Annotated in this window: 14 protein-coding genes; 11 read left to right on the top strand and 3 right to left on the bottom strand. The window is 77.0% G+C overall.

Annotation, left to right across the window (positions count from 1 at the left end):
- Positions 1–38: 38 nt before the first annotated feature.
- The 8 genes from STTU_RS13900 to STTU_RS13865 all read left to right on the top strand — a co-directional run bounded on the left by STTU_RS13900 (position 39) and on the right by STTU_RS13865 (position 10,563).
- Positions 39–1,226 (top strand): glycosyltransferase family 4 protein, encoded by a 1,188-nt coding sequence (locus tag STTU_RS13900; protein WP_007823843.1) that lies wholly within the window; start codon positions 39–41, stop codon positions 1,224–1,226.
- Between the two features lie 23 nt (positions 1,227–1,249).
- A complete protein-coding gene (locus STTU_RS13895) occupies positions 1,250–2,722 on the top strand; it encodes an exopolysaccharide biosynthesis polyprenyl glycosylphosphotransferase (protein ID WP_158678791.1) in 1,473 nt (490 codons plus the stop codon).
- A 279-nt stretch (positions 2,723–3,001) separates the two neighbouring features.
- Entirely contained in the window at positions 3,002–4,453 is a 1,452-nt protein-coding gene (locus STTU_RS35385) for an O-antigen ligase family protein (protein WP_267881225.1), read from the top strand.
- Complete coding sequence (locus STTU_RS13885; RefSeq protein WP_007823841.1) at positions 4,450–6,420, top strand: lipid II flippase MurJ; 1,971 nt, start codon at positions 4,450–4,452, stop codon at positions 6,418–6,420. Before STTU_RS35385 ends, STTU_RS13885 begins: the two co-directional genes overlap by 4 nt.
- A complete protein-coding gene (locus tag STTU_RS13880) occupies positions 6,410–7,219 on the top strand; it encodes a polysaccharide deacetylase family protein (protein WP_043255148.1) in 810 nt (269 codons plus the stop codon). The genes STTU_RS13885 and STTU_RS13880 overlap by 11 nt, the downstream gene beginning before the upstream one ends.
- Positions 7,216–8,481 carry a glycosyltransferase gene (locus STTU_RS13875; RefSeq protein WP_078518972.1) on the top strand — a complete coding sequence of 422 codons (1,266 nt, stop codon included), beginning with the start codon at positions 7,216–7,218 and terminating at the stop codon, positions 8,479–8,481. Before STTU_RS13880 ends, STTU_RS13875 begins: the two co-directional genes overlap by 4 nt.
- The gene (locus tag STTU_RS13870) at positions 8,478–9,197 is read left to right on the top strand and encodes a lipopolysaccharide biosynthesis protein (protein WP_086021140.1); all 720 of its coding nucleotides are present in this window, start codon (positions 8,478–8,480) and stop codon (positions 9,195–9,197) included. Before STTU_RS13875 ends, STTU_RS13870 begins: the two co-directional genes overlap by 4 nt.
- Positions 9,198–9,363: 166 nt before the next feature.
- The gene (locus tag STTU_RS13865) at positions 9,364–10,563 is read left to right on the top strand and encodes a GNAT family N-acetyltransferase (RefSeq protein ID WP_007823833.1); all 1,200 of its coding nucleotides are present in this window, start codon (positions 9,364–9,366) and stop codon (positions 10,561–10,563) included.
- Between the two features lie 40 nt (positions 10,564–10,603).
- On the opposite strand, the gene STTU_RS13860 is transcribed toward STTU_RS13865, so the two are convergent.
- Entirely contained in the window at positions 10,604–11,959 is a 1,356-nt protein-coding gene (locus tag STTU_RS13860) for a glycoside hydrolase family 26 protein (RefSeq protein ID WP_007823831.1), read from the bottom strand.
- A gap of 192 nt (positions 11,960–12,151) precedes the next feature.
- Between STTU_RS13860 and STTU_RS13855 the strand changes: the two genes are divergently transcribed.
- Positions 12,152–13,624, top strand: coding sequence for a hypothetical protein (locus STTU_RS13855; protein ID WP_007823829.1), 1,473 nt, complete (start codon positions 12,152–12,154; stop codon positions 13,622–13,624).
- Positions 13,609–14,877 (top strand): FAD-dependent oxidoreductase, encoded by a 1,269-nt coding sequence (locus STTU_RS13850; RefSeq protein ID WP_199785020.1) that lies wholly within the window; start codon positions 13,609–13,611, stop codon positions 14,875–14,877. The genes STTU_RS13855 and STTU_RS13850 overlap by 16 nt, the downstream gene beginning before the upstream one ends.
- 642 nt (positions 14,878–15,519) lie before the next feature.
- On the opposite strand, the gene STTU_RS13845 is transcribed toward STTU_RS13850, so the two are convergent.
- Complete coding sequence (locus STTU_RS13845) at positions 15,520–16,083, bottom strand: TetR/AcrR family transcriptional regulator (protein ID WP_007823825.1); 564 nt, start codon at positions 16,081–16,083, stop codon at positions 15,520–15,522.
- Positions 16,084–16,226: 143 nt separating this feature from the next.
- Between STTU_RS13845 and STTU_RS13840 the strand changes: the two genes are divergently transcribed.
- Positions 16,227–17,147 carry an NmrA family NAD(P)-binding protein gene (locus STTU_RS13840; protein WP_043255142.1) on the top strand — a complete coding sequence of 307 codons (921 nt, stop codon included), beginning with the start codon at positions 16,227–16,229 and terminating at the stop codon, positions 17,145–17,147.
- A 183-nt stretch (positions 17,148–17,330) separates the two neighbouring features.
- On the opposite strand, the gene STTU_RS13835 is transcribed toward STTU_RS13840, so the two are convergent.
- Positions 17,331–18,464 carry a glycosyltransferase family 39 protein gene (locus STTU_RS13835; RefSeq protein ID WP_007823821.1) on the bottom strand — a complete coding sequence of 378 codons (1,134 nt, stop codon included), beginning with the start codon at positions 18,462–18,464 and terminating at the stop codon, positions 17,331–17,333.
- Between the last annotated feature and the right edge of the window lie 53 nt (positions 18,465–18,517).

Here is an 18,517-nt window from a genome sequence, read left to right as displayed (position 1 = left end):
CGTCCGTCCTTCGCACAGTTGGGTCAGCGCGCGTGTCAGTGTCAGCAGAACAGTGCGAACTCCCGCCCCGGACACGTGTCCTGCACCTCGCACAGCCCGTCGAGGGCGGCGTCGCGCGCGTCGTCACGGACCTCGTGCGCGCGCAGCGCGCGGACGGCCTGGACGTCCACCTCGCCTGCCCGTCCGGCGGGACGCTCGGCGAACAGGCCGCCCGTCAGGGCGCGTTCGTGCATGAGTGGTACGCGGGGCGCGCGCCCGGACCCGCGCTGCGCGCCGAAACGGCCGGTCTGCGCAGGGTGATCGACGCCGTGCGGCCCGACCTCCTGCACCTGCACAGCGCGAAGGCCGGTCTCGCCGCACGGCTCGCGGTGCGCGGGGCGCTGCCCACTGTCTTCCAGCCGCACGCCTGGTCCTTCGAGGCGGCGGGCGGCCCCGTCGGCGCCTTCGCACGGCACTGGGAGCGGTACGGGGCCCGCTGGGCCGACCGCCTCCTCTGCGTCAGCGAGGCCGAACGCCGTACCGGTGAACAGGCAGGCGTACGAGGCGAGTTCGCCGTACTGCCGAACGGCGTCGACCTCACCGCCTTCCGGCCCGAGGGCGGCCGGTACGCGTACGGGGACGGCGCCCCGCTCGTCGTGTGCGTGGGGCGGCTGTGCCGCCAGAAGGGGCAGGACGTGCTGCTGCGCGCCTGGCCCGCCGTGCGCGAGGCCGTACCGGGGGCGCGGCTCGTCCTCGTCGGTGACGGGCCCGACGAGGCGGCTCTTCGCCAACAGGCCGGTGCAGGAGTGGAGTTCGCCGGGGCCGCGCGGGACTGCGCGCGCTGGTACCGGGCCGCCGACCTCGTCGTCCTGCCCTCGCGCTGGGAGGGGATGGCGCTCGCGCCGCTGGAGGCGATGGCCTGCGGGCGCGCGCTCGTCCTCACGGACACCGGTGGCGCCCGCGAGAGCCTGCCGCGCGCGGCGCTCGCGTACAGCCTCGTACCGCCCGAGGCGCCCGGCGCGCTCACCGCCGCGCTCACCCACCTGCTGCGCACGCCCGCACTCCGCGCGGAACTCGCCGCGGCCGGGCTCGCGCACGTGCGCGCCCATCACGACGTACGACGCACCGCGCGGGCCGTCTCCGCGCTCTACGGCGGCCTCCTCGCGCGGACGCCCAGGACCACCCCTCCGGGACCGCGCGGCACGGCTGCCGGGACCCGCCCCCCAAGGGAGTCGATGACCTCGTGAGCGTGGAGAACGACCTTGTGCGCGTGGAGAACGACCTTCTGCGCGGGGAACTTCCGCCCCCGGACGGGGCGGGGCCCGGCAGCGGGACGCCCGGCACGGAGCGGCGGGTCCGGGCGGAGGCGCCGCGCCTCGCACCGGGCGCCGATCAGCGGGTCGTGGCGCAGGGCGGGGCGGGGCCGGTCGCCCTCACCCCCCGCCGCGCCCCCCACCCCTCCCTCGCCCTCGTCACCGCCGACCTGCTCGGCGTGCTCGTGGGCGGCCTTGTCGCCGGGGTGGGCCGGGGCTGGGAGTGGGGCGTCCTCACCGGGGTGCTCCTCGCCCTCACCGCGCGCTCCGCGGGGCTGTACCGGCCCGGCCCGGAGACCGGGGTGCTCGACGAGGTCCCGGCACTCTGCGCCCGTACCGCCCTCGCCTGGGCCGTCGCCGCCGCGCTGCTCGCCGCCGTCCGGCCCGCGGCGGCGCTGCCGCTCTCCGCGCTGGTCACCGCGTGGGCGGCGCAGAGCCTCGTCGCCGCGAGCGGGCGCGGCCTCGTGCACGGGCGGCGGCGCGCGCGGCGGCGTGCGCGGCCCGCCGCCGCGCTGCTCATCGGCGACGCCCGCACGCACACCGTCGCCGCGGTGCTGCGCCGGTGCGAGCGGCCCGTCGTCCTGCCCGTCGGGATCGTCGGGCCGCGCGCCGGGACGCCCGGGGACGTGCCCGTGCTCGGCTCGGCCGATGAGGTGCGGCGCGCCCTCGGCGAGCACGACGTGCGGCTCGCGCTGTGCGTCGGGGAGCCCTCGGCCGCCTACCTGCGGCTTCTGCGCGCCCACGGCTGCGCCCTGTGGCGCCTCGACGCGCGCGGCCCGGGGCACGGCGCCGCCCCCGGCACGACCGGCCTCGCCGGCTATCCGCTCACCCCGCTACCCCCCGGCCCCCGCCGCCCCGGCGCGGGCAAACGCGCCCTCGACCTCGCCCTCGCGGGCCCCGCCCTCGTCCTCCTCTCACCGCTCCTGCTCGCCTGCGCCCTCGCCGTCCGCCTCAGCGACGGCCCCGGCGTCCTCTTCCGGCAGGAACGCGTCGGGCAGTACGGGAAACCCTTCACGCTCCTGAAGTTCCGCAGCCTGCGCCCCTGCGACGACCGCGAGGCCGCCACCCGCTGGAACGTCGCCCACGACGACCGCATGAGCCGCGTCGGCCGCTTCCTGCGCCGGTCCTCGCTCGACGAACTCCCGCAGCTGTGGAACATCCTGCGCGGCGACATGAGCCTCGTCGGCCCGCGTCCCGAACGCCCCTTCTTCGTCGCCGAGTTCGGTCGTACGTACGCGGGCTACCGGCACCGGCACCGCGCCCCCGTGGGCCTCACCGGGCTCGCGCAGATCAGCGGCCTGCGCGGGGACACCTCCATCGAGGACCGCTCGCGGCACGACAACTACTACGTCGACCACTGGTCGTTCTGGCTCGACGTACGGATTCTCGCGCGCACCGCCCTCTCGCTCGTCCGCCCCTCGGGGAGCTGACCCCGTGACCCACGCAGCCACCCACGCGACCGGGCAGCCCGCCACGCACGCCGCCGTCCCCGCCACCGAGGCCGCCGTCCCCGCCGCGCCGCCCGTCGCCGCGCGGGAGGCGGCCCGCCCCGCCCCCTCACCGTCCTCGCGCGCGGCCTGCGCCGCCACGTCCCCGGCCGCCTGCTCCCCGCGCTCGCCGTTCTCGCCCTCCTCGCCTACCCCGCGAGCCCCGGCGCCGAGGGCGCGACGCCCGCCGACGCGGCCTCGGCCGTCCTCGTCCTGACCGTCGTGCTCCGGCTCCTGCGCGAAGGCCGGGGGAGCGCGGGGAGGGGCGAGAGCGGGGCGGGCGGAGACAGAGGCGGGAGCGGGGGCGAGACCGGGGGGAGCCGTGAGACCGGTGGGAGCCGCGAGGCCGGTGGGAGCCGCGAGGCCGGTGGGGCGCGCGGGGCCACCCGGTTCCGCGCCGCCCTCACCCCCCGCGCCGCCCTCGTCCTCGGCGCCCCCGTCCTCGCGCTCGCGCTCGCCGCCCTCGGTGCCGCCGACGCCGCGACCGGGATCGCCGGGCTCGGCCGCTACCTCCAGATCTTCGTCCTCGTCCCCGCCGCGCTCCTCCTCTCCCTCCGCGACGCGCGCGACGTCCGCGTCCTCGCCTGGGGACTCGTCGCCCTCGCCCTCGCGGAGGGCGGCGTCGGCGTCGTCCAGTACCTCACCGGCTCCGGCGCCTCCTACATGGGCGAGGACGTCCGCGCCGTCGGCACCTTCGGGCCCGGCGACGTCATGGGCATGGCCACCGTCGTCGCGTACGGGCTCGTCGCCGCGAGCGGCCTCGCCCTCGCCCGTACCGGAGAGGCCCCGCGCCTCCAGCGGCCCCTCGCCGCCCTCTGCGCGGCGGCGCTCCTCGTGCCCCTCGCGCTCTCCTTCAGCCGCGGCGCCTGGATCGCCACCGCCGCCGTCCTCGGCCTCCAGCTCCTCGCCGCCGGACCGCGCCGCGCCCTCGCCGTCCTCGCCGCCGCGAGCGCCGCCGCCGTCGTCCTCGTCGGCGGCCTCGGCATCGGCTCCGCGATGCTGCAGGAACGCCTCAGCAGCATCACGAAGGTCACCGACGCCCCCGACCAGTCCGTCACCGACCGCTACACCCTGTGGGCCGCGGCGGCCGACATGTGGCGCGAACACCCCGTCACCGGCGTCGGGTTGAAGAACTTCCCCGCCCACCGCGACAGCCACGCCTCGCTCGCTCTCTCGGCGGGCAGCGACACGGCGGGCGCGGGCCAGGACTTCCGCGTCCAGCCCCTCCTGTCCCCGCACAACATGTACCTCCTCGTCCTCGGCGAGCAGGGCCTCATCGGCCTCACCGCCCTCGCCGGGAGCTGGGCCGCGCTCCTCGTCCTGGGCGTGCGCCGCCTCGCCGGGACGCACCGGCGCCGCGCCCGGCGCCGCCGCCCGCTCGACTGCGGGCTCGTCGCCTGCGGCCTCCTCGTCTGGCAGCTCGTCGACTTCACCTACGCCGACATCGGCGGCCCCGCCACCGTCATGACCGCCCTCGCCCTCGGCCTCGCGGCCTGGTGGGGACTCGGGGCGCGGTACGGGGCGGAGCGGCCGGGGGCGGAGGGGGACGGGTCGTACGGGTCGGGCGGGTCCGCGGCGTACGAGGCACCGGGGCGGCCCGTCCCGTACGCGACACCCTGCCCCGCGCCGCACCGGCAGCCCGCCTCCCAGCCCTCCGAGAGGCGGACCCCATGAGCCACCGGCCCACGCCCACCGCGCCCGCCGCATCCACCGCGCTCGCCGCATCCACCGCACCCGGCGTACCCGCGACGACCGCGACGACCGCGACGACCCCGACGACCGCGATGACCGCGAAGGCGGCGGCGACCGCGAGCGCCGCGACGACCGTCCCGACCGCGAGCACCCCCGGCCCCGCCAAGGCCCTCCCCGCCCCCCGTGCCGAAGGCCCGGACCCCTCCGGCCGGTTCCTCGCGCGGGCCGCCGGGATCACCGCCGCGCTCACCGTCGCCGGGTCCGTCCTCGGGCTCGTCCGCGACCAGGCGCTCGCGCACTTCTTCGGGGCCGGGCAGGAGACCGACGCCTTCCTCGTCGCCTGGACCCTCCCCGAGTTCGCGTCCACGCTCCTCATCGAGGACGGCACCGCGCTCGTGCTCGTCCCCGCCTTCTCCCTCGCGCTCGCCCTGCGCGCCGCGAACGGCGCCGGGGAACCCGACCCCGTCCGCGCCCTCGTGCGCGCCACGCTCCCCAAGTTCTGCGCGATCCTCTCGCTCGTCGCGCTCCTCCTCGTCGCGGGCGCCCCCTGGATCGTCGAGTCCCTCGCCCCGGGCCTGCCGCGCCGTCAGCTCGCCGTCGACTGCACGCGCCTCACCGCGACCTGCGCCCTCAGCTTCGGGCTCGCCGGGTACTGCGGCGCCGCCCTGCGCGTGCACCGCCGCTACCTCTCCCCGGCCTCCATCTACGTCGCCTACAACACCGGCATCATCGCCGCGATGGCGCTCGTCGGCGCCTGGGCGGGCTGGGGCGTGCGCGCCGCCGCGCTCGGCGTCGCTCTCGGTGGCGGGCTCATGGTCCTCGTACAGGCGCCCTTCCTCGTACGGGAGTTGCGCGCGCGGCGCGTCATCGGGGGCGTGAACGGGGACGCTCCCAGGGCCCGTACGCGGCTCTTCGACCCCGCGCTCCTCGGGCCCGTCCTGTGCTTCGCGCTCTTCCGGCAGTCGCAGGTGCTCGTCGAGCGCTGGTTCGGCTCGGAACTCGCCCCGGGCGCGATCTCGCACCTCAACTACGCGCAGAAGGTCGCGCAGGTCCCCATGGTCATGTCGCTCATGCTGGCGACCGTCACCTTCCCCGTCGTCTCCAAGGCCCTCGCCGAAGGCCGCGTCGAGGACGCCCGCCGCCGCGTCGAGCGCGACCTCTCCCTCGCCGGGTGCGTCGTCCTCCTCGGCGCCGCCGCCGTCATCGCCTGCGCCGGACAGATCGTCGAACTCCTCTTCCAGCGCGGGGCCTTCACCGCCACCGACACGGCGGCCACCGCCGCCGTCATGCGCGTCTACGCCCTCGGCCTCCTCGGCCACACACTCGTCGGCGCCCTCATCCGCTCCTACTTCTCCGCCGCGCGCAGGACCTGGTACCCGGCCGCCGCCATGCTCGCCGGGCTCACCGTCACCGCCCTCGGCGCGGCCCTCCTCACCCCGCGCCACGGCGTCCTCGGCCTCGCCGCCGCCAACGCCCTCGGCATCAGCACCACCGCCGCCCTCATGCTCGCCGGGCCGCTGCGCCGCTCCCTGCCGCTCCGCACCGGGGCCGTCGCCCGCGACCTCGCGGGACTCGTCCTCGCCGCCGCCCTCGGCTGCCTCGCGGCCCACCTCGCCGCCGCGCGCCTCACCGCCCCCGCCGCCGGGCTCACGGCAGGGACCCTCGCCCTCCTCACCGTCTCCCTCGGCACCGCGCTCGCCCTGCGCCTCCCGGCCGCCGAGGTGCTCCGCCAGACCGTCGCGCACCGGTTCGCGAGTCGCCGCGCGGGCCGGTCCGGCCGTACCTCAGGTGGCCGGTCCGGCCGTACCTCACGTGCGGGCGAACCCGTCCGCGACGCGACCGCCCCCGCGTCCCCCTCGGCTCCCGAGTCCCCCTCCACTGCCGCGTCCCCCGCCACCGACGCGTCCACCCCCGCCCCCCGTACGAGAAAGCGCCGCGATGCCCGCTGAACCGCCCGCCGTCCCCGCGCCCGCCTTTCCCGCGCGCCCCGCCCCCACCACCCCGCTGTGGGTGCTCATGTACCACTCCGTCTCCGAGGTGCGCGAGGACCCGTACCGCGTCACCGTCACCCCGCACCGCCTGGAGCGTCAGCTCCGCTGGCTGCGGCGGCGCGGACTGCGCGGCGTCTCCGTCGCCGCCCTCCTCACCGCCCGCGCCGCCGGGCGCGGCGAAGGGCTCGTCGGGCTCACCTTCGACGACGGGTACGCCGACTTCCTCTCCCACGCCGTCCCCCTCCTGCACCGTTACGGCTGCACCGCCACCGTCTTCGCCCTCCCCGGCCGCCTCGGCGGCGACAACGCCTGGGATCCGCTCGGCCCCCGCAAGCCCCTCCTCACCGCCGCCGGACTGCGCCGCGTCCGCGCCGAGGGCATGGAACTCGCCGCGCACGGCCTCACGCACGTCGACCTCACCCGCGCCGACGACGCCACCCTCCGCGCCGAGACCGCCGGCGCCCGCGCGCGCCTCACCGCGCTCACCGGCACGCCCGTGGACGGCTTCTGCTACCCGTACGGCACGCTCGACGCCCGCGCCATGGACGCCGTCCGCGCCGCCGGGTACCGGTACGCCTGCGCCATCGATCCCGGCGCGCACACCGGCCCGTACGCCCTCCCGCGTGTCCACGTCGGCAGCCGCGACACGGCCCCGTTCCTCGCCCTCAAGCGCCGCCTCCACGCCCGCCGCCGCCCCACCGCGCTCGCCACGCTCCCGTACGCGCCCCTCGCGCCCGAGGAGGCGGCCCGCGTATGAGCACCGCTCAGAGCGCGCGCCCCGCTCCGGACGCCGTTCCCCGCCCGGACGCCGTTCCCCGCCCGGACACCGCCCCCCGCCCCCGCGTCCTCCACGTCATCACCGGACTGGGGGTCGGCGGCGCCGAGCAGCAGCTCCGCCTCCTCGTGCCCCGCCTCACCGCCGACAGCGAGATCGTCACCCTCACCCACCCCGGGCCCCTCGCCACCGCGCTGCGCGCCGACGGCGTGCCCGTCCACCACCTCGGCATGCGCGGCAACCGCGACCTGAGCGCGCTGCCCCGCCTCGCCCGCCACATCCGTACGGGCCGCTACGACCTCGTGCACACGCACCTCTACCGCGCCTGCCTCTACGGCCGCGTCGCCGCGCGCCTCGCGGGTGTCCGCGCGCTCGTCGCCACCGAGCACTCGCTCGGGGACACCGAGATCGAGGGCCGCCCCCTGACCCCCGGCGTCCGCGCCCTCTACCTCGCGGGCGAACGCCTCGGCACCGCGACCGTCGCCGTCTCCGACACCGTCGCCGAACGCCTCACCCGCTGGGGCGTCCCCGACACCCGCGTCCACGTCGTCCCCAACGGCATCGACGCCACCGCCTTCGCCCACGACCCCGAGCTGCGCACCACCGCGCGCACCGCCCTCGGCATCCCCGACGGCGCGCACGTCCTCGCCGGAGCGGGCCGCCTCGTCCCCGGCAAACGCTTCACCGCCCTCGTCGAGGCCCTCGCCCTCCTCCCCCCGGACCACCACCTCGTCCTCGCGGGCGCGGGCCCCGAGGAGGCCGCCCTGCGCGCCCTCACCACGCGGCTGCGCCTGGACGAGCGCGTGCACCTCACCGGCGAACAGGACCCGCACGGACTGCGCGCCCTGTTCTGCGCCGCCGACGTCTTCCTCTCGCCCTCCGCCGACGAAGCCTTCGGACTCGCCGTCGTCGAGGCACTCGCTGCCGGACTCCCCGTCCTCTACGTGCGCTGCCCCGCCCTGGAGGACCTGCCGCCCGAGTCGGCGCCCGCGGAGCGCGTCGGCGGCTCACCGGCCGCGCTCGCCGAGGCCGTCCGCTGGGGCCGCGCCACCGGCCACGGGCGCGGGCTCCCGCCGGGCGAGCGGTTCCCCGTGCCCGCCGCCGTGCGCCACTACGCCGTCGAGCGCTCCGCCGCCCTCCTCGACACCGTCTACCGCCACGCCCTCGCCCAGGCGGCGACCCCCGCCCGCCCCCCGCGCCCCCGCGCGCCCCACCCGACCCGTACGAAAGCGAACACGCCGTGAGCACCAGCCCCGCCAGCACCCCCAGCAGCCCGGCCCCCGCCCCCGCCCCCGCCCGCCGCCGCGCGGCGCTCGCCCGCCTCGCGCGACTGAGGACCCTGCCCGCCTGGGCGTTCCTCGGCGCGGGCGTCCTCCTCGGCGCGGGCGGCGGCGCCGCGTACGGGCTCGCGAGCCCCGTCACGTACTCCGCGACCGCCTACGTCCTCGCCGTCCCCGGCAAGGGCGGCGACTCCGCCTCCGCGCTCGGCTTCGCGCAGGCGTACGGGCGCGTCGCCACGCAGCTCGGCGTGCTCGGCGACGCCCAGGTCGAGGCCCGCGTCCCGCTCGCCGCGCTCCGCTCCTCCGTCACGGCCGAGACCTCGCCGGACGCCCCCATGATCGCCATCGGCGCCCGCTCCGGCGACCCCGAACAGGCCGCCGACAACGCCAACGCCGTCGCCCGCGCCCTCGTCACCGCCGCCGGGCACAACGCCACCGACACGCGCGTCTCGCTCGTCTCCTTCTCCCGCGCCCTCGCCCCGAGCGCCCCCGCGAGCCCCGGCGCGCTCCTCACCACCGGGGTCGGCGCCTGCGCGGGCGGCCTCCTCGGCGCCCTCGCCCTCCTCGCCCGCCCCCGCCGCCCCCTCGCCGGACCCGCGTCCCTCCCGGCGGGCGCCGTCCCGGCCCCGGCGGAGCGCAAGGGCGCCGACGCGTCCCGTACGAGCGAGACCGCGACCTGAACCCCCGGCGCGCCCACCGCCCAGGCCCCCGCGCCCGCCACCTGAGACCCCGCCACCTCGTTCCACCCACACCATGCACCACTCCGAAGAGCACGCGTCCCTAGAGCACGCATCCCAAGACCACGCATCCCAAGAGCACGAAGAGCACCGGGGGAAGCCCGCACCGATGAGTACCGAGCACGACACCCTCGCCCGCGCGCACCGCGTCCCCCTCCCCGGCCGCGCCGCGCCCCGCCCCGGCGACGGACTCCGCACCGAGGCCGACCCGGCACCCTGCACCACCGAATGGATCACCGAGCCCGGCGCCTTCGCGCTCCTCGCCCCCGCCTGGCGCCGCCTCACCGCCGCCTGCCCGAGCGCCACCCCCTTCCAGAGCCACGCCTGGCTCTCCTCGTGGTGGCAGTCGTACGGGACGCCCGGCGCCCTCCGCGTCCTCGTCGTCCGCAGCGGCGACCGCCTCGTCGCCGCCGCGCCGCTCATGCGCGCCCCCGGGCCGCTGCCCGCGCTCGTCCTCATGGGCGGCGAGATCTCCGACTTCGGCGACGTCCTCGTCGACGCGGCCCACGCGGGCCCCGCCGCGCGCGCCCTCGCCGCCGCACTGCGCCGCGCCGCCCGCACCGCCCTCGTCGACCTGCGCGAACTGCGTCCGGGCGCCGCCACCGAACTCCTCCTCGCGCACTGGCGCGGCCTCGTCGTGCGCCGCCCCGACTCGCCCTGCCTCGAACTCCCCGCGCGCCCCCTCGCCGAACTCCTCACCCGGCTCCCCGCCTCGCGCGCCCAGCGCTTCCGCGCCAAACTCCGCAAGATCGACGCCCTCGGCATCGAGGCGACGCCCGTCCCCGCCGAGGACGTCCCCGCCGCGATCCGCACCCTCCTCGCCCTGCACCGCCGCCAGTGGCAGGGCCGCAAGGTCACCCCCGAGCACCTGCGCCCCCGCTTCCGCGACCACCTCGTGCGCTCCGTCACGACGATGGTCCGCACCGGGGACGCCCAGCTCACCGCCTACCGCCTCGACGGCGAGACCGTCGCCGTCGACCTGACACTGCTCTCGCAGCGCCTCGCGGGCGGCTACCTCTACGGGGCCGACCCCGCGCTGCGCGAACGCAAGGCTGACGTCGCCACGATGCTCCTGCGCACCGCCTCCGCGCTCGCCGCCGAGGACGGCCGCGAGACCCTGAGCCTCCTGCGCGGCACCGAGCCGTACAAGAGCCACTGGCGCCCCGACACCGTCGTCAACCAGCGGCTCCTGCTCTCCACCCGCCGCACCGCCCCCCTCCTGTGGCTGCGCACGGCCCACGCGACCGCCCGCACCCAGGCCGCCACCTGGCTCCACGCCCACCGCGCGAAGCCCCCGACGCGGGACTGACGGCGGGGGCGGGCCCGTACCGGGGCCGCCCCCACCCCGGTCACCAGTTGAAGCGCACGCACAGCCGTCCGCCGAGCCGCTCCTCCAGCCACCCCCCGAGCCTGACGGGCCGGCAATCCCTCATCGGCGCCTGCTCCTTCTCCCCGGCGTCCTCCGCCGGAAGACCGCCCCCCGCCTTGAACGCCTGCCGATACACGGCCGTCGCCCGCTGATTCATCCGGCACTGCCACACGCCGTGCGGGCAGTAGTCGGAAATCGTCTGGTAAAGCGGCGGGTGCGCGTCCATCCAGCGGATCATCCGCCGCATGTACTCCGCGTTGTCACCATTCTTGAAAAGCCCCCACTCGGGGTACGAGATCGCCTTCCCGTGCTTCGCCGCGAAATCCACCTGCGCCTGGAGCCCGTACGGTTCCGAGATCTGCCGGTCGAAATCCGTCCCGTACGGCTGGTCGTAGGAATCCATCCCGACGATGTCCACCACGTCGTCCCCGGGATAGCACTCCGTCCACGGCGTCGCGTCGCGCCCTCGCGTCGGCGTGAAATCGAAACGGAAACCCGCGCCCTCGACCCCGTTCATCACCCGCGCGATACGCGCCCAGTACGTGCGCCACGCGCGCGGATCGGGCCCGCAGCGGTGCGTGTACGTCGTCCCGTTCATCTCCCAGCCGACCACGAGCACCGCGTCCTTCACGCCGAGCCCCACGAGCCGCCGCGCGAGCCGCTCGAAGTGCCCGTCGTACGCGCCCGCGGCACCGCGCCGCAGCTCGCGCGCCACCATCGCGTCCGGCACCCGGGCCTCCGTGCGCTCCAGCATCGGCACGTTGAGGACGAGCGTGCGGCCCGGCTCCGCCTTGTACCAGGCGGCCCAGTCCGCGAGCCACGTGGGCGCGCCCTCGATGTTCTGCCACACGTCCCCGGGCAGGTACGTGTGCCCCACCGTCACCTCCCGGCCGCCGAGCCAGCGCGAGAAGGCCGCCATGTCCGTGATGCCGCGCGGGCTGTAGTGGAGGTACGCGCCGAAACCGGGGGCGGGTGCGGGTGCGGGGCTCGCGGTGGGCGTGGCGGTGGGCGCGGGGCTCGGAGCGGGCGCGGTGGACGCGGCGGGCGGGCTCGGGGCCGGGCGGGGGAGCGTCGGCGAGGGGAACGGCGGGAACGCGGGCAGCGGGCTCGGGTCCGTCGCCGGGCGGCCGGGCGGCGCGCCGTCCTCCGCGCCCCGCACCCTCGGTGATTCCCCGTCATTCGTGTCCCCCGGTTCCCCGGCCGAAAGGGCCGCTACCGGTACCGTCGCGATCGTGACCGCGCCGACCGGGGCCGGAGCGAAAGCGAGAACGCCGAGAATTCCGGCGGCGCCGATCGCGAGTCGCTTGCGGTCGCGGCGGAATCTCTCCTTGGTCATACCAGTCTCCTGGAATTCTGGTGCCCGGTCGTACCGGCACGGAAGTGGTGGGATGTCAGTCGTATGTATTTCTCTTACGCCGACCGGGTGCGTAACCCGTTCGCGAAATCCATCCCCCGTCCGGACGAATCCCCGCCGGGGGAGAACGCACCCGAAAAGCCGGGGCGCCGGGCCACCCGGATTCCCCGCCGCGTGAGCGGCCAGAGCTGCGCCCTGGACGCGACCGTCCCCGCCGTCCTCGTCCGTGTGGACCGCAATCCCTTCCACCACGGCACCCTCGGCGCCGCCCGCTCCCTGGGCCGCGCCGGCGTCCCCGTGCACGCCGTCAGCGAGGGCCCGCGCGGCCCCCTCGCCCGCTCCCGGTACGTCGTACGGACCTGGCGCCAGCCCCCGCAGGAGACCGGGCCCGACGGCATCGCCGCCGTCCTCGCCGAGGCCGTGCGGGAGCTGCCGGGCCGTGCCGTGCTCGTCCCGCTCGACGACCACAGCGCCGTTGCCGTCGACCACCTGCCGCCCGCGCTCGCGGACCGCTTCCTCCTCCCCGCCCAGCCCCGGGGGCTCGCCGCGCGCGTCGCCGACAAGGCCCGGCTCGCCGAGGTCTGCGCCGCCGCCGGGATCGCCCACCCCGAGACCGCGCATCCCGCGAGCCCGGCCGAGGCCGCCGAGGCGGTCCGCGCGCTCGGCGCCCCCGCCATCGCCAAGTGGAGCCGCCCCTGGCTCCTGCCTCCCGGCAGCGGCCTGCGCTCCACGACCCTCGTGCGCACCCCGGCCGAGGCCGCCGCGCTCCAGGCCCGTACCGCCGAGGCGGGCAGCCCCCTCCTGATCCAGCACCTCCTGCCGTACGCCCCCGGCCGCGACTGGTTCTGCCACGCCTACGCCGACCGCGCCGGGCGCCTCGCCGCGGGCGGCACGGGCCGCAAACTCCGCGCCTGGCCGCCGGGCGCCGGGCTCACCGCCGTCGGCCGCTGGGAACACGACCCGCGCATCGACGAGTGCGCCCGCCGCCTCGTCGCGACGCTCGGCTACCGCGGCGTGCTCGACCTCGACTTCCGCTACGACGCCACCGGCACGACCCCGTACCTCCTCGACTTCAACCCCCGCCCCGGCGCCCAGTTCCGCCTCTTCACCGACCACGGCGGCCTCGACGTCGTCCGCGCCCTCCACCTCGACCTGACGGGCCGTCCCCTCCCCGCCCGCACCCCGGCCCCGGGCCGCCGCTTCACGGTCGGCACGTACGCGCTGCTCTCGGCGGTGCGCGGGGAGCGAGCCGGTTCCGCCGGGGGCACGGGGACGGGCCGGGCCGGTCGCGAGGGCGCCTGGTGGGCCGCCGACGACCCCGTGCCCGCCGCCGCGATGACCGCCGCGTGGAGCGCGCACGTCCTCGCCCGCGCGGCCCGCCGCCTCACGTCCCGGCCGCATCCCGCGCCGGAGGGGGGCGCCGTACCCGAGGGGCGTCCCGTACCCGAGGGGCGTCCCGTATCCGAGGGGCATCCCCTGCCCGAGGGGCGTCCCCTGCCAGAGGAGCGCCCCGCAGCCGAGGGACGGCCCGCAGCCGGAAAGCGTCCGGCGCCCGAGGAGCGCCCCGTACCCGTACCGCCGCCGCCCGTGGGGAACGGGGCCGACGACCAGCAGAAAGCGAGCAGCACCGCATGTACGACCTCGTAGTGGTGGGAGCGGGCCCCTACGGCCTGTCGATCGCCGCACACGCCGCCGCCGCCGGACTCCAGCTGCGCGTCTTCGGCCGCCCGATGGCCTCCTGGCGCGACCACATGCCGCCCGGCATGTTCCTCAAGTCCGAGCCCTGGGCCTCGCACCTCTCCGACCCCGCCGGGCGCTTCGGCCTCGACGCGTACTGCGCGGGCGAGGGCATCGACGCGCGGCACGGCACGCCCGTCCCCGTGCCGGTCTTCGCCGCGTACGGCCTGTGGTTCGCGCGGCACGCGGTCCCGTGCGGCGTCGACGAACGCCTGATCAGCCGCGTCCAGCCGCTGCCCGGCGGCGGTTTCCGCCTCACGACGGAGGACGGCGAGGTCCTGCTCAGCCGCACCGTCGCGCTCGCCGTCGGCGTCATGCCCTTCACCGACCTGCCACCCGTCCTCGCCCCGCTGCGCGACGGCGGGCTCGTGTCGCACAGCAGCGACCACGACGACCTGAGCCGCTTCGCGGGCGGTGACGTGACGGTGGTCGGCGGCGGCCAGGCGGCCCTGGAGACGGCCGCGCTCCTCGCCGAACAGGGCACCCGCGCGCGCGTCCTGGTCCGCGCCCCCGGTCTGTGCTGGAACACCCTCCCGCCGCCGTGGAAGCGCCCGTGGTGGCAGTCCGCGCGCGCCCCGCACAGCGGCCTCGGCAGCGGCTGGCGGAACTGGTTCTACGCGGAACTGCCCGGCATCTACCGCAAGTTGCCCGCCGACTACCGCAGCCGCGTGGCCCGCGCCGCGCTCGGCCCCGCGGGCGCCTGGTGGGTCCGCGAACGCGTGACGCGCGGTGTCGAGGTCCTCCTCGGGCGCGAGGTCCGCCACGCGGCACCGTCGGGCACGGGCCTGCGCCTCGCGCTCTCGGGCGCGACGGGGGAGACCCTGCACACGGACCACGTGATCGCCGCGACGGGCTTCACCCCGGCGGCGACCCGGCTCACCGTCCTCGACCCCGAGACGCGCGGGCGACTGCGCACGGCCGCGCTGGACGGCTCCCCGGAGGTCGACGCGGGCTTCGAGTCCTCGCTCCCGGGACTCTTCATGGCGGGGCTCGTCACGGCGGCCTCCTACGGCCCCTCGATGCGTTTCGTCCTGGGCGCTGACTACACGGCGTCCCGCCTCGTCCGCGGCGTCCGCACCCGCCTGCGCGGCACCCCCGTACCGACGCCACCGGGCACGCTTCCCCGCCCGGCGGGCGAACAGGCCCAGTTCGAACGCCGCTGAGGCGCGGGCTCGGTGCTGCTCTCCGGGGTGAGTGGGCGCTCACTCACCCCGGAAGGCGCCGAGTTATCCACAGGCTGTGGGATTCGGCCTCTGTGGCTTGTTTTTCCGCGCATCGCCTCACTGGAAAGAGTGAGAGGTTGTGCGGCTTTGCTGAAGTTGTCCACAGATGCGGGGAGGTGGGTGGAGGGCCGGGGGATTTGCGGAAGACTTGTATACGGGGCGCCCCCCAGGGAGGGCGGGGGCTGTCCCGGGCCGGGCGCGAAGGGCACCCCGAGCGGTCGGGTGCCTCGGCGCCGGTTGTGGGCGGGGGAGGCTCTGGCGCGGTGTGGCGGGACAGGTTCCTGCGCGGGCGCGACGGGACAGGCTCCCGCGCGGGCCGAGCGGGGCAGGCCCCGGTGGTGGGAGCGCAGCCCTGCCAGGGAGGCAGTGGGTCGGCGCTCGCCCCGCCCGGAGTGTCACCGGTGGGTGTCCCGCCGCCCTCGCGCTGACGTCGGCCTCGCGCTCACCTAGTCCTCGCGCTCGCCTCGGCCCCGTTCACGCCACCCCGAACATTCGGCCCCGCCCGACGCCCCCCGGCGGGCGCCCCGCCATCCCGCCATCCCGCCGCCCCGCCGCCCCGCCCCGCCGCCGCCCCCCGCCCCCCTACCCCCACCCACCCCCCGGACTGACCCCCTCCACCACCACCGCGAACAGCCGCTCCGCCTGCGCCTCCGGGTCCTCGTGGTGCTCCGTCGCCAGCGCGATCCCGATCCCCAGCGTCAGCAGGTCGTGCGGGGTGATTCCGGGTGCGACGGCGCCGTCCTGCTGGGCGCGGCGCAGCAGCGGGGCGCCGGAGTCCTCCAGCGCGGTGGCGCAGCTGCTCGGGGTGTCGCTCGGGGGCTCGTACGTGAGCGTGTCCGCGAAGCCGCGCGCGCTCACCGAGTACGCGACCAGCTCGTGCAGCCAGGTGAGCAGCGCCGCGCGGCTGTCCTCGGCCTCGGTCAGCGCCTCCGCGCGGACGCGCAGCGCCTCGATCCGCTCGTGGAAGACGGCCTCCAGGAGGGCCCGCCGGTTCGGGAAGTGGCGGCGCACGGTCGCCGAGCCGACTCCCGCCGTACGCGCGATGTGTTCGAGCGAGGCGTCGGCGCCGCGCTCGGCGACCTCCGCCTCGGCGACGGCGAGGATACGGGCGTAATTGCGCCGTGCGTCCGCACGCTGACCGGTCATGACGTCTCGCTTTGCTAAGTGGTGGGCCCCGCCGTATCGTACCGGAACAGGAAACGGTGACCCCCGCCGTTTCGCTGTCGCGAGCCCCTGGCCGCACGCCGCCCCGCGTGCCCGCCCGCCGCGCGCCCTCCCGAAGGAGCCCCATGTCCGCCCAGCCCACAGCCTCCTCCTCCGCCCCCGTCCTCGTCACCGGGGCGACCGGCCGGCAGGGCGGAGCGACCGCTCGCGCCCTGCTCGCCGCCGGGGTCCCCGTCCGGGCCCTCGTACGCGACCCCCACGCCGACCGCGCGCGGGAGGTCGCCGCGCTCGGCGCCGAACTCGTCACGGGCGACCTCATGGACCGCGCCTCGCTCGATCCGGCGGTCGCCGGGGTCCGGGCCGTCTTCTCCGTGCAGATGCCGCCGATGAGCGAGGCGGGAGTCGACTTCGCCGGCGAACTGGCCCAGGCGACGCACCTCGTCGACGCGGCCCGCGCCGCGCGCGTACCGCAGTTCATCCAGTCCTCGACGAGCGGCGTCGGCTCGCACACCGAGCTGCCCGGCTGGGGCGAGGGCCCGCTGGCGGCTTTGGAGGAGTACTACGCGACGAAGACGGCGATCATCGCCGCGGTCCGCGCGGCCGACTTCCCCCGCTGGACGATCATCAAGCCGGCCTACTTCATGGACAACCTGATCGCGCTGCTCCCGAAGGGCCCCGAGGGCGGCTTCGCCACCGTCCTCCAGCCGGACACCCTCCTCGCCCTGATCGACCCCGACGACATCGGCGTCGCCGCCGCCCACGCCGTCCAGGACCCCGACCGCTTCCACACCGTCGAACTCGAACTCGCGGGCGACCGCCTCACCATGCGCCAGGTCACCGAGATCCTCGCCGCCCAGTGGGGCATCCCGGTCACCGCCCCCGCCCTGACCCTCGAGGAGGCCCTCGCCGCCGGCATGCCCGCCTGGGGCGCGGGCCACGTCGTCAACAACGTCTCCGTCCAGCCCGCCCACCCCGAAGCCGCCGCCGCCCTCGGCATCCCCACCACCCCCTTCCCCACCTGGGCCCGCACGCACCTGTCCTTCTGACCACGCGCCAGGAACGGGCAGAGGTGCCTCGCCGGACGGGTCCGGAGCACTCGGCGGGGCCCCCGGCCCCGGCCCGCACGCCGTCCTAGCCGCCCCACCCCGTACGCTCCCGCGCCCCCGCCCCCTACCGCCGCGCTCCACCCCGTACGCCCCCGGAGCGCCTCCCCCTACGGCCTCACGCCCTCACGGCGGCCCCGAGCCCAGGAGCCAGAAGGCTCCGTAGGCTGCCGCCAGTGCCGCTGCCGCGGTCACCACGAGCCAGGCGGTGCGGCGGTGGTGGAGGCGGGAGAGGGCGAGGGCCAGGGGGAACAGGAGGGGGAAGGCGGGGAGGAGGAGGCGGGGTTTGGAGCCGAAGAAGCCGGAGGTGCACAGGGCGAGGAGCAGGACCACGCCCGTGTAGAGGACGAGGGGGAGCGGCTGGCCCTGGCGGATGCCCCGGACGTAGAGCCAGAGCAGCGCCGCCACGCCGATGATCAGGCCGATGCCGCCCGCGAAGCCGGGGCCGCTCAGCAGGTCGCCGAGGAAGCGGGCGAAGGCGAGGCCGCCGTCGAAGCCGTTGCCCCAGTCGCCCTGCACGTCGAGGTAGCCGAAGGGGCCGTGGCCCGAACTCAGGCCCGACCACAGCACGTACCCCGCCGCCCCCAGCGGCGCGAGCACGCACCCGGCCGCCACGCGCCACGTCAGGCGGCGGCCCGCCCACGCCGCCCCCCACACCGCGAGCACCACCGCGAGACCGACCGGCCGCGTCAGGCCCGCCGCCGAGGCGAGCAGCCCGGCCGGCAGCCAGCGTTCGCGCAGCAGCGACCAGAGCGACCAGGCCGCGAGCGCCGTGAAGAGCGACTCGCTGTACGCCATCGACTGCACGACCGAGACCGGCAGCACCGCCCACAGCGCCACCGCGAAGAGCGCCGGCCGCTCCCCGTACAGCCGCGCCGCGATCCGGTGGATCGCCCACGCCGCCGCGAGCGAGGCGAGCGCGCTCACACCGAGCCCCACGTCCTGCGGAGCGAGCCCCGTGAGCCCGTGACCGGCCTTCTCCAGCCAGGGCAGGAGCGGGAAGAAGGCCCGGTCCGAGAGCACGCGCCCGTCCGGCGCGGTCAGCGTGAAGTCGTAGCCGTGCTCGACGACCCGCACGTACCACAGCGAGTCCCACCGCTCCGCGAGCACCTTGTGCGCACTGCGCCCCTCCGCGCCCGCCCACACCGCGAGCGTCACGAGACACAGCACGCGCACGGCGGCGAAGAGCAGCAGGGAGAGGGGGAGGAGGGTACGAGGCACCGCCGCCGTCGCCCGCGCGGGCCGTTCGCTCGTGGGCACCGGGCCCCTCACCTCGTTCGGTTCGCCGACAGGCCCGGCCGGGAGGCACCCGT

Source organism: Streptomyces sp. Tu6071, assembly GCF_000213055.1.
GTDB classification, from domain to species: domain Bacteria; phylum Actinomycetota; class Actinomycetes; order Streptomycetales; family Streptomycetaceae; genus Streptomyces; species Streptomyces evansiae.
Note: the sequence above shows the minus strand (reverse complement) of the source record. Positions and strands in the feature narration are given on the sequence as shown.